Source organism: Blautia coccoides (assembly GCF_034355335.1).
GTDB lineage: Bacteria > Bacillota > Clostridia > Lachnospirales > Lachnospiraceae > Blautia > Blautia producta.
On record NZ_CP136422.1, the window covers coordinates 5,071,263 to 5,094,986 of the forward strand.

Genomic DNA, 23,724 nt, shown 5'->3' on the forward strand with positions numbered 1-23,724 from the left:
TACTAAATCATCTGAAAATACACCAACGCATCCTCAATCGCCTTTTTCTTCTCCTCCGGGCATTTCGGCTGTCTTGCATCATTTGATTTAGGAAGATTATAATTCTCCCTCTTCTCTAACCCATGCTTGTCTTTCACCTGAGCGATATGCAAATTAGATACTTTAAGTCCAGCCTTTTCCAGAACATACTCCTTAATCTGGTCATAAGTGGCTTTACTCTCCGCCGCAGTTAAATCAAGTTCCTCCATTTTCAATTCTACTTCAATATGCTTGCTCGATTTAAGTTTGGAAAGCAACACGATTGTCTCAACGTGCACCCCAGCCGGAAACATGTCACAAACCGCCACTCTCCCCAACTCATACCCCTCACCGCACAAAATCTTCAAATCTCTTGCCAATGTAGAAGAATCACAGCTCACATATACAATCCTCTCCGGCTTCATCTCCAGCATGGTTGTGAGCAGTGCCTCATCACATCCCTTTCTCGGCGGATCCACTACGATAACGTCTGCATAAATCCCCTTTTCTTCATACTCCCTTGGCAGAACCTCCTCTGCCTTCCCCACAAAAAACTCTGCATTTTCTATCCCGTTCAGCTCCGCATTCCTCTTCGCATCCTCTATAGCTGCTGGCACGATCTCTACTCCATACACCTGCTTCGCCTTCTGTGCTAAAAACAGTGAAATCGTTCCAATCCCACAGTACAGATCCCAAACTGTCTCTTTTCCTGTAAGACCGGCATATTCCAGAGCCGTCTCATAGATCTTCACAGTCTGCACCGGATTGACCTGATAAAAGGAAAGAGGTGAAATCTGGTATTTTACATTTCCGATATAATCCGTAATATAATCCTGTCCCCACAGCGGAATGATCTTATCCCCTAAGATCACATTGCTCCACTTTTTATTCACGTTCGCCGTGATACTTGTCATTCCTTGAATTTTTGTAAGCTTTTCGATCAGTCTCTCCTTTTTCGGAAGACTCTCCCCGTTGATAATAAGGCATACCATAATTTCTTTTGTGGTAAAACCATAGCGGATCAGTGCATGGCGGATAAGTCCCTTTCCTGTCTCCTCATTGTACGGCTCCACATGATTTTCTTCCATATAGGAGATGATCATGTCCAAGATTTTCTCATTTTCCTCTACCCCCAGATAACAATTCCTGTTGGGAATGATGGCGTGGGTTCTGCCTGCATAAAATCCTGTCACAATATTGCCGTCTTTATCCTTCCCAAAGGGAAACTGGGCTTTATTTCTGTATCGCCAAGGGTCATCCATGCCCATTACCTTCTCAATGGCAAAATCCTGAAATCCTCCGATATGGCGCAGGTTCCCATCCACCTTGTTTCTCTTGAACTCCAACTGTTTTTCATAACTGAGAAACTGGAGCTGGCATCCTCCGCATGCTCTGGCCTTTGGACATTTCGGCTCCGTCCGGTCAGGAGACGGGATAAGCACATTCATAAGGCGCGCAAAACCATAATTCTTTTTCGTCTTCATGATTTTCGCTTCCACTTCATCCCCGATCACAGCATCCTTGATAAAAAGCGTATATCCGTCCGCTCTTCCGATTCCGGAACCATCATGGCTCATATCCTCTATTTTCACTGTGACCACATCATTCTTTTTAAATTCCATCTCTGCTTCCTTCCATCCATATGATTTCCACGGTCTGCATTGGCCCAAAAAGGGAGTGGCTTCTGCCCAATGGCTGTCTGCCGCTCCCCTTTTTATTATCAGTCAGGCAGTGCTTTGCTGCCCGGCTGGACTGCGAGGTCAGAAATATTATCTTTCCTCCTACTCCTCACAACCGCTCTTTCTAAGATTTGACTCAAACAGCCGGTTATATCCCAGCCACTCCTTATTATCTCCTGCTGCCCGGAAGATTTCCGTCAAGGTCTCCATCTTGGCATCCGTATTATCTGCAAGGTTCAGTGCCACTGCCTCCGCAAGAGCAGGTTTTTTTGGTGAACCATACTCCAGCTCACCGTGATGGGCCAAAATACAGTGCTTCAGCTCACTCTCCAGCTTCTCCGGAAACCCGGGAATTTCACGGGCCTTATCATGGATCATCTCCGCTCCGATCATAATATGTCCCAAAAGCTGTCCGTCATCCGTATAATCGTTCATAGGAAACGGGCTGAGTTCTTTTGTCTTGCCGATATCATGAAGCATAGCTGCTGTTATGAGCAGATCTTCATTGAGAATGGGATATGTACTGCAGTAATAGCTGCAAAGCTTAACTACACTCAGAGTATGCTCCAAAAGTCCTCCGATAAACCCGTGGTGTACGGTCTTTGCAGCGGAATTGCCTTTAAATGCTCTGATAAATGCCTCATCTTCCGCAAAAAAACTATGCAGAAGACGTGAGAGATAAATATTTTTCACTCCGCTAACAAAATTCAGAAGCTCGCCGTACATAGCTTCCACACTTTTATCACTGACCGGAAGATAATTTCCGGGTTCATATTCACCCTCGGATGCCTTGCGGGCACGCTTGATGCTCACCTGCAGAGAGCCTTGAAAACTGGTCACATCTCCCACAACATCCACATAATCCAAAGTATCAAAATCGTCGATCCCCAGTGAATTGGGATCCCAGATCTTCGCGTCTATAGTACCTGTCTTGTCCTGTAAAATCACATTTTCATAGGGTTTTCCGTTTTTGGTGACTGCAGGCTGCTTGTGTTTGCACAGATATATTCCCGCCAGCTTTTCGCCTTCATGCAGTTCATTGATAAATCTCATATTTTAACCACCGGCGCGGTAAAATCCGGTCCGCCGCCGGTTCTGTGTGTCCATTTCACACAGAATCCTTTCTTTTTATGATGTCCCCGATTATAATGCCCCTAAAGTCACTTCAAAAGTGACCTCCACATAACCTTCTGTTCCCTGGCGCATTGCCTTGACTTCTATGACAGATCCGGCTTTGCAGGATTTAAGCTGCTGCTGGTAGCCCTTTACTGTCTCCACCTTCTCTTTGTTGACCTCCACGATCACGTCCGCATTCCGGATATCGGCCTGCATGGCCGGTGAATCCACCTCAACGCCTTCCACAAAGACACCTTTGGGAATACCTTTCTTCTCTGAAATCTCTGTGGTGATCGTCTGTCCCGTGATTCCCATATAGATAATATCCTTATTATTGGACAGGTTTTCAATCAAATCCTTTGTCTGGGAAATAGATAAGCCTGTAATGATATTTTTTGTGTCAGCCTTGGCAAAAGACTGAGCGATCACGCCCACAACTTCCCCCTTCAGATTCACAAGGATCCCGCTTCCGTCCCCGCTTCCCACAATATCCGTGGTGAGAATGCCATACTCAGCGTCCACTTTTGACACAGAATTGGTGGTAGAAGTCACAACTCCATAAGCTACAGAATCACTATACCCCATTGGGCTTCCAATTGCAATAACAGGTTCGCCCTGATTTAATCCGTAGGAGTTTCCAAGAGGCGCTGTTATGATTTTTTCCTTTGTCTCCGCGGGAATATCAGACACAGGAACCTTCAGAATGGCAAATCCTGTATTTTTATCAGCTTTCTGGAATCTGGCATCCACCATACTTCCATCACAGAATACCACCTGTATCCGATCCACATTCTCCACGATCCTGTATTCTGTGAGTATAAACATCTCCTGCCCGTTATCCGCAACGATCAGTCCGGATATCTGATTCTCATAGGGTGTTTGAAACCAGTCCTCATCCTTTTTGCTGCCGATCACAGTGACCATGGCTTTTTTAGGTTCTTCCGCCTGCTTGAGGATCTCTGTATACAGGTTCTTATAATCATCCAGCGTGATTTCTCTTGAGTCCACCTGGGCTGCCTGGCTGTCCTCCCCAGCATTGTCTCCTGTCTGCTGTTCTCCCTGCCCGTTATCCTCAGAAGACGGTTCCTCCTGAGTCCCGGGTTCCTCGTCTCCCGGAATATTTACATAGGGAACCTCTTTGCTCTGCACATTTTTCTCTATCTTGGGTTCCACATAGGCAAATGTCAGTGCAGCCGCAAGGCCGAACAGAATTCCGCCGGCCGCAAGAAAGCCGGCATGTCTGGCCAGCTTTTTCTTATCAATAGGGCGCTCTTTGATCGTCTCTTTCAGGAACTCGTAATTATCTGCTCCGGTGTCCTGTTCCTGTTTTTCATCATCGTGCCTTAAATTTTCTTTTTTTCCATCATCCATAACACATCTCCTGCCGCTCTGTAAAAGATGCAATAAACTTTTTATTATTTTACCAGACAGATGTGAACAATTTATGAAGAAGCAGAAAATTATTATTGCTGTTCACCATCAATAAATTATTTATAACAGTTATTTTCCCTGTATTCAAAAAGCACCTTTTCTTTCCGCCCGTTATGAGGTAGAATAAGAATATCTGTATTATGGCCATAGTATGCCATAGCAGAACCGGACATATGAATCTGATACTTGAATTCCCAGCACAGACGGCGCAGTACATGCACAGGTCTGTCTGAACTGTTATAAAAGGTGAAATGTATGAATGAAAAAGCATTAAAAACTCTGGAGTATTATAAGATCATAGAACAACTGGAGAGCTTCGCCACCTGTTCCATGGGAAAAGCTCTCTGCCGAGAGCTGACGCCTCTGGATGATATAGGCAGGATTGAAGTTATGCAGCAGGAAACTGCAGATGCCCTGGCTCGTATCTACCAGAAAGGCAGTCTGTCCTTTGGCGGAGTAAAAGATGTGCGCGGCTCCTTAAAGCGCTTGGAAGTGGGAAGCACCCTGGGCGCCGGAGAACTGCTGGCTATCTGCTCCCTTCTGGAAAATACAAACCGTGCCAAGGCATACTCCAGAAAAGAAAATGAGGACGAACGCACCGACTCCCTGGACGGCATGTTTGAGGTACTTCAGCCCCTGACCCCTCTGTCTGCTGAGATAAGGCGCTGTATCCTCTCCGAGGAGGAGATTGCGGACGACGCAAGCCCCGGGCTTCGTCAGGTGCGCCGCTCCATGAAAAATACCAATGACAAGATCCACAGCCAGCTCAATTCCATTGTAAACGGCGGTTCCCGCTCCTATCTGCAGGATGCTGTCATCACCATGCGAAACGGCCGTTACTGTATTCCGGTAAAGGCAGAGCATAAAGGCCAGATTCCGGGCATGATCCATGACCAGTCTTCCACCGGCTCCACCATTTTTGTGGAACCAATGGCAGTTGTAAAATTAAACAATGACCTGAGAGAACTGGAGATCAAAGAACAGCAGGAAATTGAAATTGTATTGTCCAATTTAAGCGAATTGGCCGCTGAGAATCTGGAACTTATAGACGACAATCTGAAGATCATGGTGGAATTGGACTTCATCTTTGCCCGCGCCCTGCTGGCAAAATCCCAGAATGCTTCAGAACCGGTATTCAACCGGGAGGGGATCATTGATATCAAAAAGGCACGCCACCCGCTTATTGAAAAACATCAGGTTGTTCCCATTGACGTGCGGCTGGGTGAATCCTTTGACCTGTTGGTAGTCACCGGACCCAATACAGGCGGCAAGACCGTCTCTCTGAAGACTGTGGGGCTTCTGACCCTGATGGGACAGTCAGGTCTTCACATACCTGCCTTTGACAATTCCCGCCTCAGCGTCTTCCAGGAGGTATACGCAGATATCGGGGATGAGCAGAGCATTGAGCAGAGCCTCAGTACCTTCTCCTCCCATATGACCAATGTAGTGCATTTTATTGAGAAGGCGGATAAGAATTCCCTGGTGCTCTTCGATGAGCTGGGCGCCGGAACAGACCCCACAGAGGGCGCAGCTCTGGCCATCGCCATCCTGTCCTCCCTGCATGAGCGGGGTGTGCGTGTCATGGCAACCACACACTACAGCGAGTTAAAAGTCTATGCCCTCTCCACACCAGGCGTGGAGAACGCTTCCTGTGAATTCGATGTGGAGACCCTGCGTCCCACTTACCGGCTGCTCATAGGGATTCCCGGAAAGAGCAACGCTTTTGCCATTTCAGGAAAACTGGGGCTGCCGGAATACATTATTGACCGGGCAAAAGAGCAGATCAGCCAGGAGGACGAATCCTTTGAGGATGTGCTGACCAGCCTGGAACAGAGCCGTATCACCATCGAGACGGAGCGGGAGGAGATTGCTTCCTATAAGGAAGAGATCAAGGCCCTGAAAGCACAATTGGAAGAAAAACAGGATAAGCTGGAACAGCGGAAAGAGCGTATCATCGCCCAGGCCAACGAGGAGGCCCACCGTGTGCTCCGGGAAGCCAAAGAATACGCGGACCAGACCATGAAAGTATTCAACAAAGCCGGAAAGGAAACTCTCTCTGCCAAGGAACTGGAGCAGAGACGTTCCGAACTGCGCAAAAAGATGGATTCCGCAGGCAAAAAAGTGGCGCTCAAAACACCACCCAAGAAAACATCCACACTCCGCCCGCAGGATTTATCTCTGGGCGACTCCGTTAAGGTCCTGAGTATGAATGTTAAGGGAACCGTAAGCTCCAAACCCGATGCAAAAGGGATGCTTTTCGTACAGATGGGTATCCTGCGCTCCAAGGTGCACATTTCTGATCTGCAGCTTCTGGATGAACCGGTCATCACAGGTCCGGCACTCTCCAAAACAGGAGCCGGCAAAATAAAAATGAACAAATCCGCCTCTGTCAGCACAGAGATCAATCTCCTGGGCAAAACCGTGGATGAGGCAGTGGCAGAATTGGATAAATATCTGGATGACGCATATCTGGCACACCTGAACAGTGTCCGTGTTGTCCACGGAAAGGGCACCGGCGCCCTCAGAAAAGGGATCCACAACTATCTGAAACGCCTGAAATATGTAAAAGACTATCATCTGGCTGAGTTCGGCGAGGGGGACGCCGGAGTCACCATAGTAGAATTCAAGAAATAAACCATAGGGGGTATATAATGGCTGCGAAACAGAAAATACTAATCGTTGACGATGACAACAATATTGCAGAGCTTATCTCTCTGTACCTCACCAAGGAATGCTTTGACACCATGATTGTCAATGATGGTGAGGAGGCGCTGAAGGCATTTGCCTCCTTTGGCCCCAACCTCATTTTACTGGATCTCATGCTTCCCGGTATGGACGGCTATCAGGTCTGCCGGGAGATCCGCCACAAATCCAATGTTCCCATTATCATGCTCTCCGCAAAAGGGGAGATTTTTGACAAGGTTCTGGGACTGGAGTTAGGGGCTGATGACTATATGATCAAGCCCTTTGACTCCAAGGAGCTGGTGGCAAGAGTAAAGGCTGTTCTCCGCCGATACCAGCCCACTGTGGCTCCCGGAAACCAGCCCTCAGGAAAATACGTGGAGTATCCGGATCTGGCGATCAATCTGACCAACTATTCTGTTGTATACTACGGAAAACAGGTGGATATGCCGCCAAAAGAGCTGGAACTTTTATATTTCCTGGCTGCTTCTCCCAATCAGGTATTCACCAGGGAGCAGCTCCTGGACCACATCTGGGGATATGAATACATCGGTGACACAAGAACTGTGGACGTACATATCAAACGTCTCAGAGAAAAAATAAAGGATCACCCCGCCTGGTCCATCAGCACCGTATGGGGTATTGGTTATAAATTCGAGGTCAAAAACGGATGAAAAAATCGCTTTATATCAAGTTTGTGGCATTCTTCCTGATTCTGGGGTTTATCGGATTCTTTGCGGTTTCCATGATAGGCCCCTCCCTGGTGGAAAACCATCTGGAGGATGTCTACAGCGGAGATTTATACCGGGAGGCTTCCTCCATTGCGGAGAACAGGGCCTCCAAATATTATCAGCAGCAGGCGTCCCTGGACAGTGTTGCCATGAACCTGAAGACCCTGTCCATCTATCAGGATGCCGAGATCTGGCTGATCAGTCCGCAGGGAGAAATCCTGTTGAGTACATCCGATGATTTTTCCGAGGATGAGAACAGGACCATAGAACATTTTAATCCGGGGCATTCCAGCGGTTCCTACTACCAGATAGGCTGTTTTTATAATGCGTTTGATGAGGATCATCTCAGCGTCATGGTGCCTGTCACCTGGAAAATGTCCATTCAGGGCTATGTTGCCATGCATCTTCCCATGTCCATTTTGCAGGAGCAGGAAAACGATATCATGAATATCATCTACATCCTGATCCTGATTCTTTTTCTGGTCATGCTTCTCATGCTGGCTGTTTTCTCCTTCATGGTCTATCGTCCGCTCAAGAAGATCATAGCAGGAGCCGACCAGTTCGCCTCAGGAAACTTAAAACACAACATTCCGGTACATACCAGGGATGAAATGGGCTATCTGGCGCTGACTCTGAATTACATGTCCGATGAACTTGACAAGACAGGGGAATACCAGCGGAAATTTGTCTCCAATGTATCCCATGACTTCCGCTCCCCTTTGACTTCCATCAAGGGCTATACAGAGGCCATCCTGGACGGCACGATCCCCCCTGAGCTTCAGAACAAATATCTGAACATTGTGGTGTATGAAACAGACCGGCTGTACAAACTGACCCAGAGCCTGCTCACACTGAACGATATGGATGAGAAGGGCAGGATGCTGGAATATACAAACTTTGATATCAACAATACCATCAAGACTACAGCCGCGGCCTTTGAGGGCATCTGCAGGGAAAAACGCATTTCCATTGAACTGCTGCTCACAGGACAGACCCTGTACGTCTCCGCGGATATGGGCAAAATACAGCAGGTTCTATACAACCTCATAGACAATGCCATCAAATTCAGCCCTGCGGACTCCATCATTAAAGTGGAGACTACCATAAAACACGAAACCGTCTTTGTCTCCGTAAAAGATTCCGGCTGTGGTATACCCAAGAGCAGTCTCCCGAAGATCTGGGACCGTTTCTACAAGACAGATCCTTCCAGGGGAAAAGACAGAAAAGGTACCGGACTTGGGCTTTCCATTGTCAAAGAAATCCTCAATTCCCACAACCAGCATATCAATGTGATCAGCACAGAAGGTGTGGGCACGGAATTCATCTTTACCCTGTCCAAAGGAACGGAAAACAAAAATTAAAAACGGCAGGCAGCCGGAACCGTCCTATATCCATTTGGTTCCGTCTGTCTGCCGTTCTTTTTCTATTTGAGCCATTTATTTTTCCATTTGCGCCCTGCTTCATATCACTTAATATAAAGACATTTATCTGGCCGCAGGCCTTTGTTATTTCCAGTCATACCTAGTCAGATGTCCCTCCATCTGCATATGGTCAAAATGATTCTGACGCAGCGCCTCATAGAGCACAATAGCCACGGAATTCGCCAGATTCAAAGACCTGATGTTCCCGATCATGGGGATGCGGATGGCTGTCTCCTGGTTTTCCAGAAGAATCTCCTCCGGGATCCCGGCACTCTCCTTGCCGAACATGATGTAACAGTCCTCCTCATAATGGACATCCACATAAGTCTGAGGACCTTTTGTTGTAGCCATATAGATTTTTGCCCCCGGGTTGCGCTCCAGAAAGTCCTGATAATTAATGTAAGTAGTCACATCCAGGTCCTTCCAGTAGTCCATTCCCGCTCTCCTGATGGCCTTCTCATTCAACTTAAATCCCAAAGGCTCGATCAGATGGAGCCTGGTGCCTGTGGCCACACAGGTCCGTCCGATATTCCCTGTATTTGCCGGAATCTCCGGCTCAAAAAGTACAATGTTCAGTTTTGCCATGATTATTTCGCCTCTTTTTCTGTCTGTTCCTATCCTTTATGCGTATCAGAGTGTATGTGCATACGGATCTATCCAAGATATATTTTGTAAAGCTCGTCACTCTGGGGTTTGTCCAGATATCTGGTATCCTCGCCATTTCTCAGGATCCTGTCATTGCTGTCTGTGACTTTTCCCACGACTGCAGCATGTATCCCCGCCTGCTCCAGCTTTCTGACCAGACCGAACCCGTCCTCTGTTGTGATGAGCATGGAACCGCTTGACATGAGGATATAGGGATTCAGCCCCAGGACTTCGCACACCTCCACTGTCTCCTGCCGTATGGGAATCGTTTTTAGATCAATGTCAAGGCCTGTGCCGGAACCGCTTCCCATCTCCCAGAGCGCGCCGAATACACCGCCCTCTGTAATATCATGCATAGCCGATACACCCCAGGCCTTTGCAATCTTTGCCTCGGGCACCACGGAGAGATACTGATCGAATCTCTTTGCAGTCTCCACAAAAGAAGGGGCAAAGCGCTCCAACAGCTTTTCCTCTTTCTCTTTTGCCGCAATGGATGTTCCCTCCAGGCCGATCCATTTTGTTATGACAACATCCTGTCCCGGCTTTGCGGCAGAGGTTGTGAGAACTTCCTCTTTCCTGATCCTTCCCACACCTGTTATGGAAATGAGCGGCTGCTTCACCACATCCGTGATCTCTGTATGGCCGCCCATAACCTCAATGTTCAGTTGTTCGCAGGCTGATTCCAGTCCGCGCATCATCTCTTTTAACTGGGATTCCTCTGTCTCGGGAGTCAGGAGAATAGTCACCATGATTCCCAGAGGCTCCGCCCCTGAAGCTGCCAGATCATTGGCTGTGATGTGCACACTGTGGCTTCCTATATCCTTGATCGTACCCGTGATGGGATCAGAGGAGAAGACCAGCACATCCCCTTCTGCCGGCTCCAAAACCGCGCAGTCCTGGCCAACCGCCGGCCCCACCAGCACCTCCGGCCTTCTATGCTGTACTTCTTTTAAAACGGAACGGATGAGCACCGGTTCCGGTAATTTTCCTATCTTCATGTTCCCTGTCCTCTCTGTCTGTCAGTTTAAAAAGGACAATGCCATGGGAAGTACCATAGCCAGAACCAGAATCCCTGCCACAATGCCTGCAACCACGCGTTTTACCTTGTTATTGTTCATATTCATCATTGTCGTTTCACCTCATAATCTTTCCATAAGACCCTAATATCGTATCTATCAGTCTGGAGGCTTCATTTTTAGTCAGACTCTCCACATCCATGCTAAGCTCTATTCTATGATATTTTACTAATTCCTGCAAGTGGCGTTTTTGTGCCGGGGTCACAGGTCCCTGTTTTTTCACTTTATAATTCAATTTTTTCGGCGCAAAAAGCTCCGCATTCTCTTCCCCGTACTCGCGCCTCAGCCTCTGATAAAGAAGGTGGGCTGTCAGCGCATCATCCAGCGCCCTGTGGGCGTTTTCCTGGGGGATTGCATAGTGGACACGGAGGTTCTGCAGACTGCGGCTCGGAAGTCCGGCAAGCAGTGCTCTTGAAATTTTCAGGGTATCAATCCCCTCCTTTTCAAAGGCAAACCCACAGTTCACTGTGCTGTGCTTTACAAAACTGTAGTCAAACATGATATTATGCCCCAAAAGAGGCAGATCCCCGCAAAATGCCAGAAGCTCAGGCACTGCTTCTTTTATCTCCGGCATCTCTTTCACCATCTCCTGTGTGATCCCGGTCAGCTCGGTGATCTTGGCTGGTATCTCCATTCTCGGGTTGATAAGCGTACTGTAACGCGCCTCCACAACTCCATTCAATACCCTGGCGGCACCTATTTCCAGTATTCTGTCAGATTTTGGGGACAGGCCGGTGGTCTCCAGATCCAGAGCTATATATGCATCCATATGATTTATTTTCCTGCAGCTGTTCCTTATGGTTACTGCTTCCTTTCCTTTTTTTGCCGCTTCTTATATTCCTTACAATATTCTGTCAAAAAGCATTCCTCACATTTTGGATTCCTGGCAAAGCAGATCTGCCGTCCAAAGGTGATGATCTGTATATTGTAAAGGATCCAGTGGTCTTTCGGCAGAACCTTCATAAGCTCCATCTCGATTTTTTCCGGGTCTTCCTCTTTTGTGAATCCCAGACGCTTGGAAATCCGTTTTACATGGGTATCTACCACAACACTGGGCTCGTGGAAAATGTTACCCCGGATAACATTGGCAGTCTTACGCCCCACTCCTGGAAGCTGCGTCAGATCTTCCAGTGCGCTGGGCACCTCACCGCCGTATTTTCCGCAGAGCATCTGCGCACATCCTATAATATTCTTTGCCTTGTTGTGATAGAATCCTGTCGGCTTAATATCCTGTTCCAGTTCTTTTAAATCCGCATTGGCAAACGCCTGCATATCCGGATACTTTACAAATAAATCCTTTGTCACAATGTTGACCCTGGCATCTGTACACTGGGCACTGAGCATGGTAGCTATGAGAAGCTGGCCCGGATTTTCATGGTTCAGATAACATTTATATTCTGTTGTATAAACTTCATCCAATTTAGCAAGTATCTCTCTTGTCCTTTTTGTCATGGTCATCTCCTTTTTCTTACTATTCACATCTCTGCAAAAAGCGCAGTTTTCTGAACAGCATACACAGCAGCATCATAAGTCAGCGGGTCCCGTTTCCGGTAATCAAAAAGCACCGGGAACTCTCCTTTCTTATCTTCTCCGTTGGGTATATCATAATGAAACACTTCCAAATGTGTCATCTTCATCATCTGTCTGGCCTGATAACCCTTATAGTCCCCAAGCAGTACAGGATTCTCTTCCTCTCTTTTGTAAAACGCCTGCAGGTGCTTCTTATATGGGGTCATATCGCAGGCCCAGGAGGGTCTTGTCTTCAGGTTCTCCCTTGCATACAGATCAAACAGCATCAGCTCCCGGAAATACTCCATATCCGCCTGCTGTCTCTCCTCCAGATACTCCAGCAGGATCTCATATCTCCGGATACGTGTATGGGAAATCCCCTGGTATCCCCTCTCATGGTAAAAGTCTGCCAAAGCTTCATACATGGAGAAAGCGTCGGGAAACAGCCGCTCCATTGCACTCACTGTGCGGATAAACTGGCTGCTGTTGTAATAGACCTCCACCATCTCCTCCACACCTTTTAACTTCAGTATATCTCCATAGGAAATCCATCTCGTTCCTAAGACTTCGTAGGGTTCTGTCTCCTGATACACACATCCGTAAGCCTCTGCCATCTCATGCATATAAGAGCCTTTGAGAACCTTCAGAAATCCAAGCTGAAGCTGCTGGGGTCTGAGGCTGTATACCTGGTCAAAAGAGCGGCGGAAGCTCTCATGATCCTCATAGGGAAGGCCCGCGATCAAATCCAAATGCTGATGTACATTCCTGCCCTTCTGTATCTTCTGAACTGTTTGTGCAATCTTATCAAAACTGGTCTTTCTCTTTATCTCCCTGATGGTCTTTTCATTGGTAGACTGCACTCCGATCTCAAGCTGGATCAGACCAGGCCGCATAGTGGAAATGAGGCTGATCTCCTCCTCTGTCAATAAATCGGCGGCAATCTCGAAATGGAAATTTGTCACACCGTTGTCATGGTCCCTCAGATACGTCCAGATAGCCATGGCGTGTTCTTTTCTGCAATTAAACGTGCGGTCCACAAACTTGACCTGGGGCGCCCTCTTATCCAGGAAAAACTGCAGTTCGTCAAGGACCAGAGAGAGGCTTCTGAACCGCAGCTTCTTGTCAATGGATGACAGACAGTAGCTGCAGGAAAAAGGACAGCCCCGGCTGCTCTCATAATAGATGATCTTGTGAGAAAACAGGGACATATCCTCATATGGAAATACCAGTCTATCCATATCCATAACAGGCCTCCCGGGGGTCCTCACAATTTCTCCTTCCTGTCTGCAGACAAGTCCCCGAATATCTGCGGGCACCCGGCATTCACCCTCTTTTCTCTTCTCATAGTAAGAGGCCAGCTCTAGAAAGGTCTCCTCCCCTTCCCCGCACATAACGCCGCAGGCCCAGGGACACCGCTCCAAAAAAGCCTCCGCGTCGTAGGAGACCTCAGGGCCGCCCACCCAGATATCCGTATCCGGCAAGATCTTCTTCACATCCCCCAGGATTTCTTCCACAAAAGAGATATTCCAGATATAACAGGACACACACAGCACCTGAGGCTTCTTCCTGTATACGTCCCCCAGTATTTCATCCTTCTGCTGATTAATGGTATATTCTGCAGTCTCCGGGTAAATTCCGTGCTTTGCCGCATAGGACTGCAGACTGTACACTGCCAGATTGGAGTGTATATATTTGGCATTTACCGCCATTAGTAAAATCTTCATGTTTATTCTCCGTTCTTTTTCTGTCCCCCGCAGCCCCTGCCGCATTCCCTGCAGTTTCCGCTACAGCTACAGAACTTCCCGTTTTTTATATCCTTTACCTTTTTCCAGATCACAAACCCGGCATAAACTGCCACCGCAGCGGCAAGTAGAATGGTCACTGCCATATTTTCTCCTATTCCAAAATATTCCAAAAGAGGTGCCGCACACAAAAGCTCCTTTACAAAGCCCGGTACAACACCCCTGTGATATTTTTTGCACAGACAGCATTACGCTGCCGTCATCTCGTGCACTGTAACGGCATTACAAGAACAGGCTTCCCACCTGGAACACCACCACTGAGGCTGCATAAGCCAGAAGAAGCTGGAACAGCACCATCTTCAGCGTCCACGTCCAGGAATGTGTCTCCCTTTTGATCGTAGCCAGCGTTGCCACACAGGGCGTATACAGCAGACAGAATACCATAAGGGAATAGGCATTCAGCGCTCCGAATCCCACAGAACCCAAAGATGCGCTGAGCACTGCCATGCCCTGCACAGAATTTACATTGTTGACTCCATAGAGAACAGAAAAGCTGGATATTACCACTTCCTTGGCAGACAGGCCGGAAATCAGAGCCACCACGATCTGCCATGTTCCCAGTCCGGCAGGCACCAGGACGGGGGCCAGAACTTTTCCAATCTGTGCGCCAAAGCTCTGTGTCACATCCGTGGTCATGCCATGAATACCGTAATTTAAAATAAACCAGATGACAATGGAAGCTACAAAGATGGTAGTACCTGCTTTTGTCAAGTAGTCCTTTACCTTCTCCCACACATAAATCCTGATCGTCCTGGCATTTGGCACCTTGTAATCAGGAAGCTCGATCAGCAGTGTTGCCTTCTCATTACTCTTCCAGAACTTCCCTATCACCAGAGCGATGGCGATGGCCATCAAAAGTCCCAGGGCATAGAGGGAGAACGCTGCGATCATGGCGTACTTTCCGAAAAACATATCTGCGAACAGAACGTAAATGGGAAGCCTTGCAGAACACGACATAAACGGCGTCAGAAGGATGGTCTTCTTCCTGTCCTGCTGGTTCTCCAGGGTACGGGAAGCCATAACAGCAGGGACTGTACAGCCAAATCCCAGCACCATAGGAAGAAATGCCTTTCCCGACAGCCCGACCCTTCCCATGATCCCGTCCATGACATAAGCCACACGTGCCATATAACCGCTGTCCTCAAGGAAAGCCAAAGCCAGAAACAGGATAAAAATATTGGGAAGAAAGGTCAGAATTCCGCCCACACCGGTCATGATGCCGTCCACGATCAGGGATATCAGCCAGTCCGCAGTTCCTAAGTTCTGCAGGGTACTTCTTGCCACAGTAAAGGCCAGATCCATCCAGGATTCAAACAATCCTTTGACGGCATCCCCCACTGTAAATGTAAGGAAAAATACCATAGCCATAATACCCAGGAACACAGGAACGCCCCAGATGGGGTGGGTCAAAACCCTGTCCGCCTTCTCTGTCAGTGATTCCCTGTTTCCTTTGTAGAAAACACATTCATCCAGAACATTTTCTATATACTCATATTTTTGATTGATGATCTGCTTTTCATAATCTCTGTCCAGCAGGTCAGACACGTCAATGGGGTGGTCTTTGAATATCTGTTCGTCATTCTCCAGGATCTTAATGCTGTGCCATCGGATATTTTCACTGTCCGGATGTTCCACTGCAATGCGTTTTGACACCTCCAGGATCTTTTCCTCAATATCCGGGCTATATGTGACAACCGGATCTGCCACCGGTTCCTCGTAGTGGTGCTTCACTGCGTGGAGAAGTACATCCAAACCGCTTCTCTTTCTGGCGGATACCGGTACTACGGGAATATTGCCCAGCATTTCCGGCAGTCTATGGAGATCCAGCTCCATTCCCCTCTCCTCCACAATGTCCATCATGTTCAAAGCCAGGATGACCGGTTTTCCAAGCTCCAATAGCTGGAGTGTGAGATACAGGTTTCTCTCCAAAGCAGAGGCATCCACAACATTTACGATCACATCAACCTCACCGCCCAGAATCACTTTTCTGGACACCATCTCCTCCATGGAATAAGATGTCAAACTGTAGATTCCCGGCAGGTCAATAAGCCTCATCTTCTGCCCTTTGTAGGATGTCTCTCCTTCTTTTTTCTCAACAGTGACACCGGGCCAGTTGGCAACCTTCAGATTCGCCCCTGTATATGCATTAAATAAAGTTGTCTTGCCGCAGTTAGGATTGCCTGCAAAGCCTACACGAATTTCCTCTTTCATCCCTTCAGCTCCTCCACTTCTATCCCTTCCGCAATCTCATTTCCAAGCGCCCATCTGGTTCCTCTCACCTTGATAATCGTAGAACCATTTCTTTTTCTGTTCAGGACCACCACCTTTGTCCCTTCCAGAATTCCCAGTGCCTCCAGGCGCCGCTGGATCTTTTCCTGCTCCTGAACGCTGGTTATGCGGTAATTTTGCAATATATGCGCCTGATTCAGCTTCATCCGTTGTACTTCCTTCCATTTCTATTTTGCCTGATGATCTCCGCTTATATAACGGGAAGCATCACTTTTACCGGCCTCCTCGGCCTCTTCTATAAGTCTTGCGTAATCATTTTCCTGGTACTCTGCCTTACCGGACTTCTCACTGAAAGTGAGCTTAAGTAAAATAGGGGATATGATCGTAGTGATAACAACCACCACTACCACCGGTCCCAGAAGGGCAGAGGACATAAGCCCCACAGCATTGCCCTTTGCCGCCACGATCAGAGCCACCTCTCCCCTGGATACCATACCCATACCGATGCGCAGACAGTCCTTGTTCTTATAATGACAGACTTTGGCGCCTGCTCCGCATCCCAGGACTTTTGTCAGCACTGCAATGATAACCAGGACCGCTGCAAATATAATGATCATGGGACTCATATCCGGCAACTCTACCTGAATACCAATACTTGCAAAGAACACAGGAGACAGCAGAATATATGACAAGATCCCGAACCGCCTTGCGATATAATTGGTATGCGTCGTCTTGGTGATGATCAGACCTGCAAAAAATGCCCCCGTAATATCCGCAACTCCAAAAAACTTTTCTGCACAATAGGAAAAGAGCAGACAGATCACAAAGGAAATAATAACAAACCGCTGCAGGTCCCTCTTATATCCCTTGACCCACTTCTTAAAGATAATGTGGAGCAGATAACCGCCCACGCCTACAAACACGAAGAATCCCACGATCTTTGCAAATACAACTATCACATTTACGCTGGAATCCGCCAGGCTTGTGATGACAGTCAGAGCAATGATTCCCAGTACATCATCAATGATGGCAGCACCCAAAATGGCATTTCCGGCCTTAGTGTTCAGCTTGCCCATCTCTTTCAGGGTTTCCACAGAAATACTCACACTGGTGGCTGTAAGGATAACACCGATAAAAATGTTCTGCAGCATGATACTTGCCGATGCGTTGGAAGCTATCATACCCGGTCTGTTGAAAAACCAGGCCACACCAAAGCCTCCCGCCAGCGGAACCAGCACACCAAACAGTGCGATGATAAAAGAAGCCTTACCACTCTTTTTCAGTTCATCAATATCTGTCTCCAGACCTGCACAGAACATCAACACGATCACACCGATCTCAGACACTTCATGGATAAATTCGGTCTGCTTTAAGATCCCGAAACAGGCCGGTCCGAGCAGCAGCCCTGCAAGCAGTGCGCCCACCACCTGGGGCATCCTCACTTTTCTTGTAAGGAGCCCAAATACCTTGGTGCTCAGCAATATAAGTGCCAGGTCCAGTAAATAATTATAAGAGTTCATGTTTTTCCGTCCTTTCTCTCCCCTGTGCGCTACTCTTTTCCCGTTTTCGCACAAAACAAAATCGAATTAATCGTACCACAATTCTAAAAAAAAGGAAATGGAAAAACACAACAAAACCGCAAAAGATGAGCAAAAAGGCCGCCCTAAATGGGCAGCCTTCCACTTATCTATATGCTTTACATGGATTTACGTTCCGCAATCTCCGCCATCTTGGCAGTGTTCAGCCTGGTATCCCCATGGACACGGCTGTATGACAGATACCCGTTCATCCTGTCGATCTTCGTCAGGTTAGTGGAACCGCAGACCGGACACACATCCATCTCCAGCTCCTCGTGACCGCAGTCATCACAGTATGCCAGGGAAAGGTTTACACCCTCATAATACCCCAGATCCATAGCTCTTCTCACAAGCGCACGAATGGCATCCGTATTATATCCGATCGGATAGCGCACGTACTGGATCTTACCGCCATTGCACAATTCCCAGAATCGTCCCTCACAGTCCTGCTTCTCAATAGGAGTGATATCCTCTGTCACGTGACAGTGGAAGCTGTTACTCACATAGGGACGGTCAGACACGCCCTCCACAATGCCGTACATCTTCCTGAACTGCTCCACCTGAAGACCACACAGACTCTCTGCCGGTGTGCCGTATATGGCGTACAGATTGCCATCCTCCTCCTTGAACTGGGTAACCTTTTTATTGATATACTGAAGGACCTCCAGGGCAAAGGCACCGTCCTCCCGGATAGACTTTCCGTTGTACAGTTCCTGCAGCTCATTGAGTGCTGTGATGCCGAATGATGCGGTCATGGGCTTCAAAAGTGGTTTGATCTTGTCAGAAGGCTTCAGGCTGCCTCCGTAAAATCCTCCCTCACAGTATGCCAAGGGGTTGGTTGACGCCTTCATCTCTCCCAGATAGTCATAGGTTCTGATGTGAAGCTGACGGATCATTTCCAGATAAAAATCAAGCACCTCATAAAAATCACGGTTCTCCGCCCTTGCCTTTGCCAGGATCATAGGCAGATGCAGACTGACCGCACCTACATTAAACCTTCCCACAAATACAGGCACATCCTTATCATCTGCCGGCGTCATTCCCCCGCGCTCATACCAGGGACTTAAAAAGGCACGGCATCCCATAGGGCTGATGACTTTTTTATACTTTTTATACATGCTGGAAATATAGCCGTCTCCGCTCATGGACAGCCAGTCCGGATACATGGTCTTGGCGGAACACGCAATGCCTGCCTCGAACACATCCTCACTGGTGCCGCCTTCCCCGTGGATCTCCTCATCATAGAGAAAGACGATTTTGGGGAACAACACCGGCTTCCTGTGTCCTGCCTTTCCCTGCCCCTCTTTGTGCACATTGAGGAGGGAAATGCTGCACATCTTCTCAAAGCGTTCCGTGCCCAATCCCAGAGTCACGGTCACAAATGGATAGTCACCTCTGGAGGAACCGACTGTATTGAGCTTATACTCAATTCCCTGCCATCCCTGATCAAAATCACGTTGTACTTTATCGTAGGCATACTTCTCGGCTTTATCCTGCGCGTGTGCCCATTCCGGGTCCACATATTTTAAAAATTCTTCTTTATATTTTCTGTAGCTTTTCTCCGCGTAAGGCGCCAGGATCTTATCCACCTCCGGCACAGTGAACCCGCCGTACTGCTGGGCGGCTGTGCTCAGGATAATATCTCCCATAACGTCAAATGCCGTATCCAGGGTCTTAGGCTCGTTGTACCAGACATTGCCCATCTCAAATCCGCCCTTCAGCACATTGGCCACGTCAAAGAGACAGCAGTTCATGGTATCCAGTCTTGCGGACTGGTCATGTATGTAGATATATCCGTCCTTACATGCCTGCAGCTCATTGCGGTTCATAAAGAACTTCCGGTACAGCTCCTTGTTCAGCTCATTGAAAATCAGACTTCTCTTTGTGGCAACCAGCGCACTGTCCGTATTGGCATTGCTCTTGTCACCGATATAGCGGATCGACTGGCTCTTGGTATAGACCTCGTCCATCATATGGATAAAATCATGCTTATAATTTCTGTAATCCCGGTAGCTCTTGGCAACCGCAGGGTTTACCTGTTCCAAAGCCCCCTCCACAATATTGTGCATTTCCTGGATAGTGATCTCTTTTTTCCCCAGGGACTCTGCCTTGTCTGTGGCATATCGGCACAGGAAGCCAATCTCCTTCTCCGTAAAGCTGTACATGATCCTTTCCGCAGATTTATTGACTGCCCTGACTATTTTCTGTACATCAAATTCTTCTTTTGTTCCATCTTTCTTAATTACATAAATCATTGCCTTCACCTCATTGCAGCACTACATCTTGTGTCACTTATTATTTTATTCTTTTGTTATTACCAGATTTTGTATCAAAAAGTATATCATGTTTCCCACAGAAAGGGAAGTGGGAATATTGCACAAATTCTAGACGAATTCAATCCAATATCCCCACGAAAGCCTTGCTGCTTCGGCCTTTTTTATCTCGTAATATTATTAAGCCATTTATAACTTTTATATCGCTTCCAGGAAAACGGTACTTTTATCACTTCATCACTGCATAAAATTATGTAAACCCACGGCATTGGGACATGGATCACAAACGCCGCCACTGCCGCTGCCGCAATAGAGCAGAGCCACATGATCCCTACATCCAAGAACAGTCCGAACATGGTATCGCCCCCAGCCCTGAATACTCCTACTACCAGTGTGGAGTTGAAGGACTGTCCCACCACATAGTAGGACATGATCACCATCATGACCTGAAGGTAGGTTTTTGCCAGAGGCGTCAGCTTCAGCATACTGCACACAAAGGGCGAGATGAGCAGGATCAGGATACCGCCGGCTGCCCCGAACAAAAGGGACAGCTTTGCAAACCTGTTACCGTAGTCCCTGGCAAGCGCCTCCTTCTTCTCCCCGATCGCCTTGCCTATCATGATGGCCGTGGCATTGGAGATACCAAAGGCTATGACCATGGAGAGCTGTCTGCACACCTGAGCTACAGAGTGGGCTGCCACGGATGCGCTGCCCAGATGCCCCACAATGGAAGAGATGGCTGCCATGCCTGCTCCCCAGGCGAATTCATTGAGAAGCACCGGGAACGCATACACGAAAAAGTCCTTCTCCAGCCACTTGTATCTCTTCAGCATATCTTTTATGCGGATACGCACCACATCATTTTTCTTCCACGCATAATATATGACAATGATAACCTCCACTGCTCTGGCGCACAAAGTACCGATAGCCGCCCCCGCAGCTCCCAGCGCAGGAGCGCCCAGAAGTCCAAAAATGAAAACTGCATTGAGGAGGATATTGACGGACAGGGAGGTTGCATACACTACTGTCGCGATCACCACCCGCTCTATACTTCTGATAATGTTCAGGTATACATTGGTAAATGCCGCAAGTATGTAGGAAAATGCCACGATCCGCAGGTATCTCACACCTTCACCGATGATCGCTTCATCTGAAGTAAAAATACGCATGAGCAAATCAGGCACACACAGCGCCAGCGCCGTGAACACCGCTGCTGACAGGATCGCAATGCGGAAAGACATTCCCATAACCTTCTCGATCGTCCTGGTATCCTGTTTTCCCCAATACTGGGCAGTCAGCACACATGCCCCTGAAGTCAGTCCGAAGAAGATCAGGGATAATATAAAATACACCTGGTTCGCCAGGGAAACACCGGAAAGCGCAGTTTCCCCCACTCTCCCCAGCATGATCACATCTGTTGAGGTCACCCCCACATTGATCAGATTCTGAAGTGCCATAGGCATGACAAGCCTCAATACATTTCTGTAAAACCGCTTGTCCTCTGTTGTAATGCTGAATCTCATAGCTCGATCGTACCGTCAAAAACCACTTCCGCAGGACCTGTCATATAAATGGTGTCCTCTTTTCTGTCCCAGAAAATCTTCAGATCACCGCCAAGCAGTTTTACCGTTACCTCCTCCTCTGTATATCCATTCATCACGCAGGCTGCCGCCACTGCGCAGGCCCCGGTTCCACAGGCCAAGGTTTCCCCGCTGCCTCTCTCCCATACCCGCATCTCCACGGTCTTCTCATCCAATACCCGGACAAACTCTGTGTTGACCCCCTCCGGAAATGCCTCATGCTTCTCAAAGTACGGACCGATTGCTCTGATATCAAGGCCTTTCACATCATCCATAAACACAACCGCATGAGGGTTGCCCATGGATACTGCAGTTACCTCGTAGATCTGCTGGTTCACAGCCAGGGGTTCCCGGATGACTTTTTCTTTTTTATGCTTCATTGGTATCTTTTCTGTGTGAAATTCCGGTTTTCCCATATTTACTTTCACCAATTCCACTCTGCCGTTTTTCACTGTCAGATCTAAATATTTGATACCGCTTTTTGTGTCAACACTGATCCTTGTCTTGTCTGTCAGTCCGTAGTCATATACGTATTTTGCCACACAGCGGATTCCATTGCCGCACATGGCCCCCTGACTGCCGTCCGCATTGTACATTTCCATCTCAAAATCCGCTTTCTCTGATGGTTTGATCAGGATCAGCCCGTCAGAGCCAATGCCAAAATGCCGGTCACTGACTTTTTTTGCCGCTTCCGAAGGATTCTCCACTGTTTCCTGAAAACAATTCACATACACATAATCATTGCCGATTCCCTGCATCTTTGTAAATTTCATGCTGCTGCCTCCTTTACTCCGTATCCCATGTTTTCATTGTCTTCTCCACATACAGAGCAGTCCCCTGCCATGCCCGCAGAGAAAAAAGAGGGTGTCTGTAAAAGATACCCTCTTCGTTTCTTTGCTATTAATCATAGCAATCCATAATTCTTTTGTCAATGCAGAAAGTCAGTTTTTAACAGGTAGCTCCGCCTACCTCGTGAAGCTTAGCGGAAAGGATTTCCTCTTTTCTCTCCAGGATCTCGTCAGAGAGAAGCTGTGCCTCCACATTTTCAAATCCCAGACGCTCAATGGTATCAGAAAAACGCTCTCCTGTCTTCCCCTGTTCCCTGTACAGAAGGATTGTTTTCTCGATCACACTCATAAGCTCTTCTTTGGTTGTAAAGATTTTGCTGACAGGCTTTCCGATGGCTATTTTCTTTCCCCATCTTCCGCCAAGATATATCTTGTATCCATAGGTGCCGTCTTCGATGGCATCAAAATGGCAGGTACCGATACAACGGCCGCAGTTGATGCATTTTTCCCGGTCAAGCTCCATAATTCCGTCCACGAGCTTTACAGCGTCGATGGGACAGGCTTTCACAACACCGCACTTCTTGCATCCGCTGCACATGTCCTCATCATAGTTGGGAATGAGCTGGCCAACGATACCTAAATCATTCAGGTTCGGTTTCACACAGTTATTTGGACATCCGCCCACTGCGATTTTAAATTTATGAGGCAGTTTTACATCATGCCATTTTTCATAAAACTCATCATGAATTTCCTCTGAAAGTCCAAATGAATCCAAAAGACCATACTGGCAGGTAGTTCCTTTACAGGAAACCACAGGACGCACTTTGGAACCGGTACCGCCTGTGTCCAGCCCGCATTTCTGGATATAAGCACGGAACTCATCGATCTTCTCATAGGGAACTCCCTGAACCTCCACAGTAAGACGTGTAGTGTACGTCACAACGCCGTTGCCGAACAGCTTTGCTGCCTCTCCGATGCAGATCTGCTGTTCTGCTGTGATCTTTCCGTTCTTTGTAATGATTCTGGCGGAAAAATTATCTGTTCCCTTGTTGCTCAAAAAGCCCAGGGCTTTTACTCTTTTTTCATCTTCATTGCTCACTGTTAATGTTGCCATTTCTACTTTCCTCCAACTTTTTATCTTTTATGGCCTTGCCTGTCATATGCGTT

General features: G+C 47.8%; 19 protein-coding genes. 3 read left to right on the forward strand and 16 right to left on the reverse strand.

Going from position 1 to position 23,724, the window contains the following annotated elements; genetic code table 11:
* Positions 1-2: 2 nt before the first annotated feature.
* The 3 genes from rlmD to BLCOC_RS22850 all read right to left on the reverse strand — a co-directional run bounded on the left by rlmD (position 3) and on the right by BLCOC_RS22850 (position 4,184).
* A complete protein-coding gene (gene rlmD, locus BLCOC_RS22840) occupies positions 3-1,640 on the reverse strand; it encodes a 23S rRNA (uracil(1939)-C(5))-methyltransferase RlmD (RefSeq protein ID WP_115623449.1) in 1,638 nt (545 codons plus the stop codon).
* 159 nt (positions 1,641-1,799) lie between these two features.
* Positions 1,800-2,750, reverse strand: a complete 951-nt coding sequence (locus tag BLCOC_RS22845; RefSeq protein ID WP_029467850.1) for a 3'-5' exoribonuclease YhaM family protein — start codon at positions 2,748-2,750, stop codon at positions 1,800-1,802.
* A gap of 90 nt (positions 2,751-2,840) precedes the next feature.
* On the reverse strand, positions 2,841-4,184 hold the full coding sequence (locus BLCOC_RS22850) for a S1C family serine protease (RefSeq protein WP_174717626.1): 1,344 nt from the start codon (positions 4,182-4,184) through the stop codon (positions 2,841-2,843).
* Positions 4,185-4,499: 315 nt separating this feature from the next.
* On the opposite strand from BLCOC_RS22850, the gene BLCOC_RS22855 reads away from it, so the two are divergent.
* The 3 genes from BLCOC_RS22855 to BLCOC_RS22865 are packed head-to-tail and all read left to right on the forward strand — an operon-like array spanning position 4,500 to position 9,018.
* Positions 4,500-6,878, forward strand: coding sequence for an endonuclease MutS2 (locus BLCOC_RS22855; protein WP_115623450.1), 2,379 nt, complete (start codon positions 4,500-4,502; stop codon positions 6,876-6,878).
* Positions 6,879-6,895: 17 nt separating this feature from the next.
* Positions 6,896-7,600, forward strand: a complete 705-nt coding sequence (locus BLCOC_RS22860) for a response regulator transcription factor (RefSeq protein ID WP_018592951.1) — start codon at positions 6,896-6,898, stop codon at positions 7,598-7,600.
* Positions 7,597-9,018 carry a HAMP domain-containing sensor histidine kinase gene (locus BLCOC_RS22865; protein ID WP_018592952.1) on the forward strand — a complete coding sequence of 474 codons (1,422 nt, stop codon included), beginning with the start codon at positions 7,597-7,599 and terminating at the stop codon, positions 9,016-9,018. The genes BLCOC_RS22860 and BLCOC_RS22865 overlap by 4 nt, the downstream gene beginning before the upstream one ends.
* A 144-nt stretch (positions 9,019-9,162) precedes the next feature.
* On the opposite strand, the gene BLCOC_RS22870 is transcribed toward BLCOC_RS22865, so the two are convergent.
* The 13 genes from BLCOC_RS22870 to BLCOC_RS22930 form a co-directional block, all read right to left on the reverse strand.
* Positions 9,163-9,663, reverse strand: a complete 501-nt coding sequence (locus tag BLCOC_RS22870; RefSeq protein WP_029467847.1) for a tRNA (cytidine(34)-2'-O)-methyltransferase — start codon at positions 9,661-9,663, stop codon at positions 9,163-9,165.
* A gap of 68 nt (positions 9,664-9,731) precedes the next feature.
* A complete protein-coding gene (locus tag BLCOC_RS22875) occupies positions 9,732-10,721 on the reverse strand; it encodes an AIR synthase family protein (protein ID WP_115623451.1) in 990 nt (329 codons plus the stop codon).
* A 136-nt stretch (positions 10,722-10,857) separates the two neighbouring features.
* Positions 10,858-11,568 carry a 3'-5' exonuclease gene (locus tag BLCOC_RS22880; RefSeq protein WP_115623452.1) on the reverse strand — a complete coding sequence of 237 codons (711 nt, stop codon included), beginning with the start codon at positions 11,566-11,568 and terminating at the stop codon, positions 10,858-10,860.
* A 32-nt stretch (positions 11,569-11,600) separates the two neighbouring features.
* Complete coding sequence (gene nth / locus BLCOC_RS22885) at positions 11,601-12,251, reverse strand: endonuclease III (protein ID WP_115623453.1); 651 nt, start codon at positions 12,249-12,251, stop codon at positions 11,601-11,603.
* Between the two features lie 23 nt (positions 12,252-12,274).
* Positions 12,275-14,032, reverse strand: coding sequence for a B12-binding domain-containing radical SAM protein (locus BLCOC_RS22890; RefSeq protein ID WP_115623454.1), 1,758 nt, complete (start codon positions 14,030-14,032; stop codon positions 12,275-12,277).
* Positions 14,033-14,034: 2 nt separating this feature from the next.
* A complete protein-coding gene (locus BLCOC_RS22895) occupies positions 14,035-14,196 on the reverse strand; it encodes a FeoB-associated Cys-rich membrane protein (protein WP_115623455.1) in 162 nt (53 codons plus the stop codon).
* Positions 14,197-14,332: 136 nt separating this feature from the next.
* Positions 14,333-16,321 carry a ferrous iron transport protein B gene (feoB, locus tag BLCOC_RS22900; protein WP_115623456.1) on the reverse strand — a complete coding sequence of 663 codons (1,989 nt, stop codon included), beginning with the start codon at positions 16,319-16,321 and terminating at the stop codon, positions 14,333-14,335.
* Positions 16,318-16,545: a FeoA family protein gene (locus BLCOC_RS22905; RefSeq protein ID WP_018592961.1), complete on the reverse strand. Its 228-nt coding sequence runs from the start codon at positions 16,543-16,545 to the stop codon at positions 16,318-16,320. Before BLCOC_RS22905 ends, feoB begins: the two co-directional genes overlap by 4 nt.
* Positions 16,546-16,566: 21 nt before the next feature.
* Positions 16,567-17,859 carry a cation:proton antiporter gene (locus tag BLCOC_RS22910; RefSeq protein ID WP_115623457.1) on the reverse strand — a complete coding sequence of 431 codons (1,293 nt, stop codon included), beginning with the start codon at positions 17,857-17,859 and terminating at the stop codon, positions 16,567-16,569.
* A gap of 176 nt (positions 17,860-18,035) precedes the next feature.
* Positions 18,036-20,171 carry an anaerobic ribonucleoside-triphosphate reductase gene (gene nrdD, locus BLCOC_RS22915; RefSeq protein ID WP_115623458.1) on the reverse strand — a complete coding sequence of 712 codons (2,136 nt, stop codon included), beginning with the start codon at positions 20,169-20,171 and terminating at the stop codon, positions 18,036-18,038.
* A gap of 182 nt (positions 20,172-20,353) precedes the next feature.
* Positions 20,354-21,712 (reverse strand): MATE family efflux transporter, encoded by a 1,359-nt coding sequence (locus tag BLCOC_RS22920; RefSeq protein WP_115623459.1) that lies wholly within the window; start codon positions 21,710-21,712, stop codon positions 20,354-20,356.
* On the reverse strand, positions 21,709-22,542 hold the full coding sequence (dapF, locus tag BLCOC_RS22925) for a diaminopimelate epimerase (RefSeq protein ID WP_115623460.1): 834 nt from the start codon (positions 22,540-22,542) through the stop codon (positions 21,709-21,711). Before dapF ends, BLCOC_RS22920 begins: the two co-directional genes overlap by 4 nt.
* A 175-nt stretch (positions 22,543-22,717) precedes the next feature.
* The gene (locus BLCOC_RS22930) at positions 22,718-23,671 is read right to left on the reverse strand and encodes a 4Fe-4S binding protein (protein WP_018592966.1); all 954 of its coding nucleotides are present in this window, start codon (positions 23,669-23,671) and stop codon (positions 22,718-22,720) included.
* Between the last annotated feature and the right edge of the window lie 53 nt (positions 23,672-23,724).

What these genes read in the sequence shown, in the direction of transcription:
- BLCOC_RS22870 (WP_029467847.1), bottom strand. Translation starts at nt 9,663, where the DNA reads ATGGCAAAACTGAACATTGTACTTTTTGAGCCGGAGATTCCGGCAAAT.
- BLCOC_RS22880 (WP_115623452.1), bottom strand. Translation starts at nt 11,568, where the DNA reads ATGGATGCATATATAGCTCTGGATCTGGAGACCACCGGCCTGTCCCCA.
- nth (WP_115623453.1), bottom strand. Translation starts at nt 12,251, where the DNA reads ATGACAAAAAGGACAAGAGAGATACTTGCTAAATTGGATGAAGTTTAT.
- BLCOC_RS22930 (WP_018592966.1), bottom strand. Translation starts at nt 23,671, where the DNA reads ATGGCAACATTAACAGTGAGCAATGAAGATGAAAAAAGAGTAAAAGCC.
- BLCOC_RS22920 (WP_115623459.1), bottom strand. Translation starts at nt 21,712, where the DNA reads ATGAGATTCAGCATTACAACAGAGGACAAGCGGTTTTACAGAAATGTA.
- BLCOC_RS22905 (WP_018592961.1), bottom strand. Translation starts at nt 16,545, where the DNA reads ATGAAGCTGAATCAGGCGCATATATTGCAAAATTACCGCATAACCAGC.
- BLCOC_RS22865 (WP_018592952.1), top strand. Translation starts at nt 7,597, where the DNA reads ATGAAAAAATCGCTTTATATCAAGTTTGTGGCATTCTTCCTGATTCTG.
- BLCOC_RS22855 (WP_115623450.1), top strand. Translation starts at nt 4,500, where the DNA reads ATGAATGAAAAAGCATTAAAAACTCTGGAGTATTATAAGATCATAGAA.
- BLCOC_RS22890 (WP_115623454.1), bottom strand. Translation starts at nt 14,032, where the DNA reads ATGAAGATTTTACTAATGGCGGTAAATGCCAAATATATACACTCCAAT.
- BLCOC_RS22910 (WP_115623457.1), bottom strand. Translation starts at nt 17,859, where the DNA reads ATGAACTCTTATAATTATTTACTGGACCTGGCACTTATATTGCTGAGC.
- BLCOC_RS22845 (WP_029467850.1), bottom strand. Translation starts at nt 2,750, where the DNA reads ATGAGATTTATCAATGAACTGCATGAAGGCGAAAAGCTGGCGGGAATA.
- BLCOC_RS22895 (WP_115623455.1), bottom strand. Translation starts at nt 14,196, where the DNA reads ATGGCAGTGACCATTCTACTTGCCGCTGCGGTGGCAGTTTATGCCGGG.
- dapF (WP_115623460.1), bottom strand. Translation starts at nt 22,542, where the DNA reads ATGAAATTTACAAAGATGCAGGGAATCGGCAATGATTATGTGTATGTG.
- rlmD (WP_115623449.1), bottom strand. Translation starts at nt 1,640, where the DNA reads ATGGAATTTAAAAAGAATGATGTGGTCACAGTGAAAATAGAGGATATG.
- BLCOC_RS22850 (WP_174717626.1), bottom strand. Translation starts at nt 4,184, where the DNA reads ATGGATGATGGAAAAAAAGAAAATTTAAGGCACGATGATGAAAAACAG.
- BLCOC_RS22875 (WP_115623451.1), bottom strand. Translation starts at nt 10,721, where the DNA reads ATGAAGATAGGAAAATTACCGGAACCGGTGCTCATCCGTTCCGTTTTA.
- nrdD (WP_115623458.1), bottom strand. Translation starts at nt 20,171, where the DNA reads ATGATTTATGTAATTAAGAAAGATGGAACAAAAGAAGAATTTGATGTA.
- BLCOC_RS22860 (WP_018592951.1), top strand. Translation starts at nt 6,896, where the DNA reads ATGGCTGCGAAACAGAAAATACTAATCGTTGACGATGACAACAATATT.
- feoB (WP_115623456.1), bottom strand. Translation starts at nt 16,321, where the DNA reads ATGAAAGAGGAAATTCGTGTAGGCTTTGCAGGCAATCCTAACTGCGGC.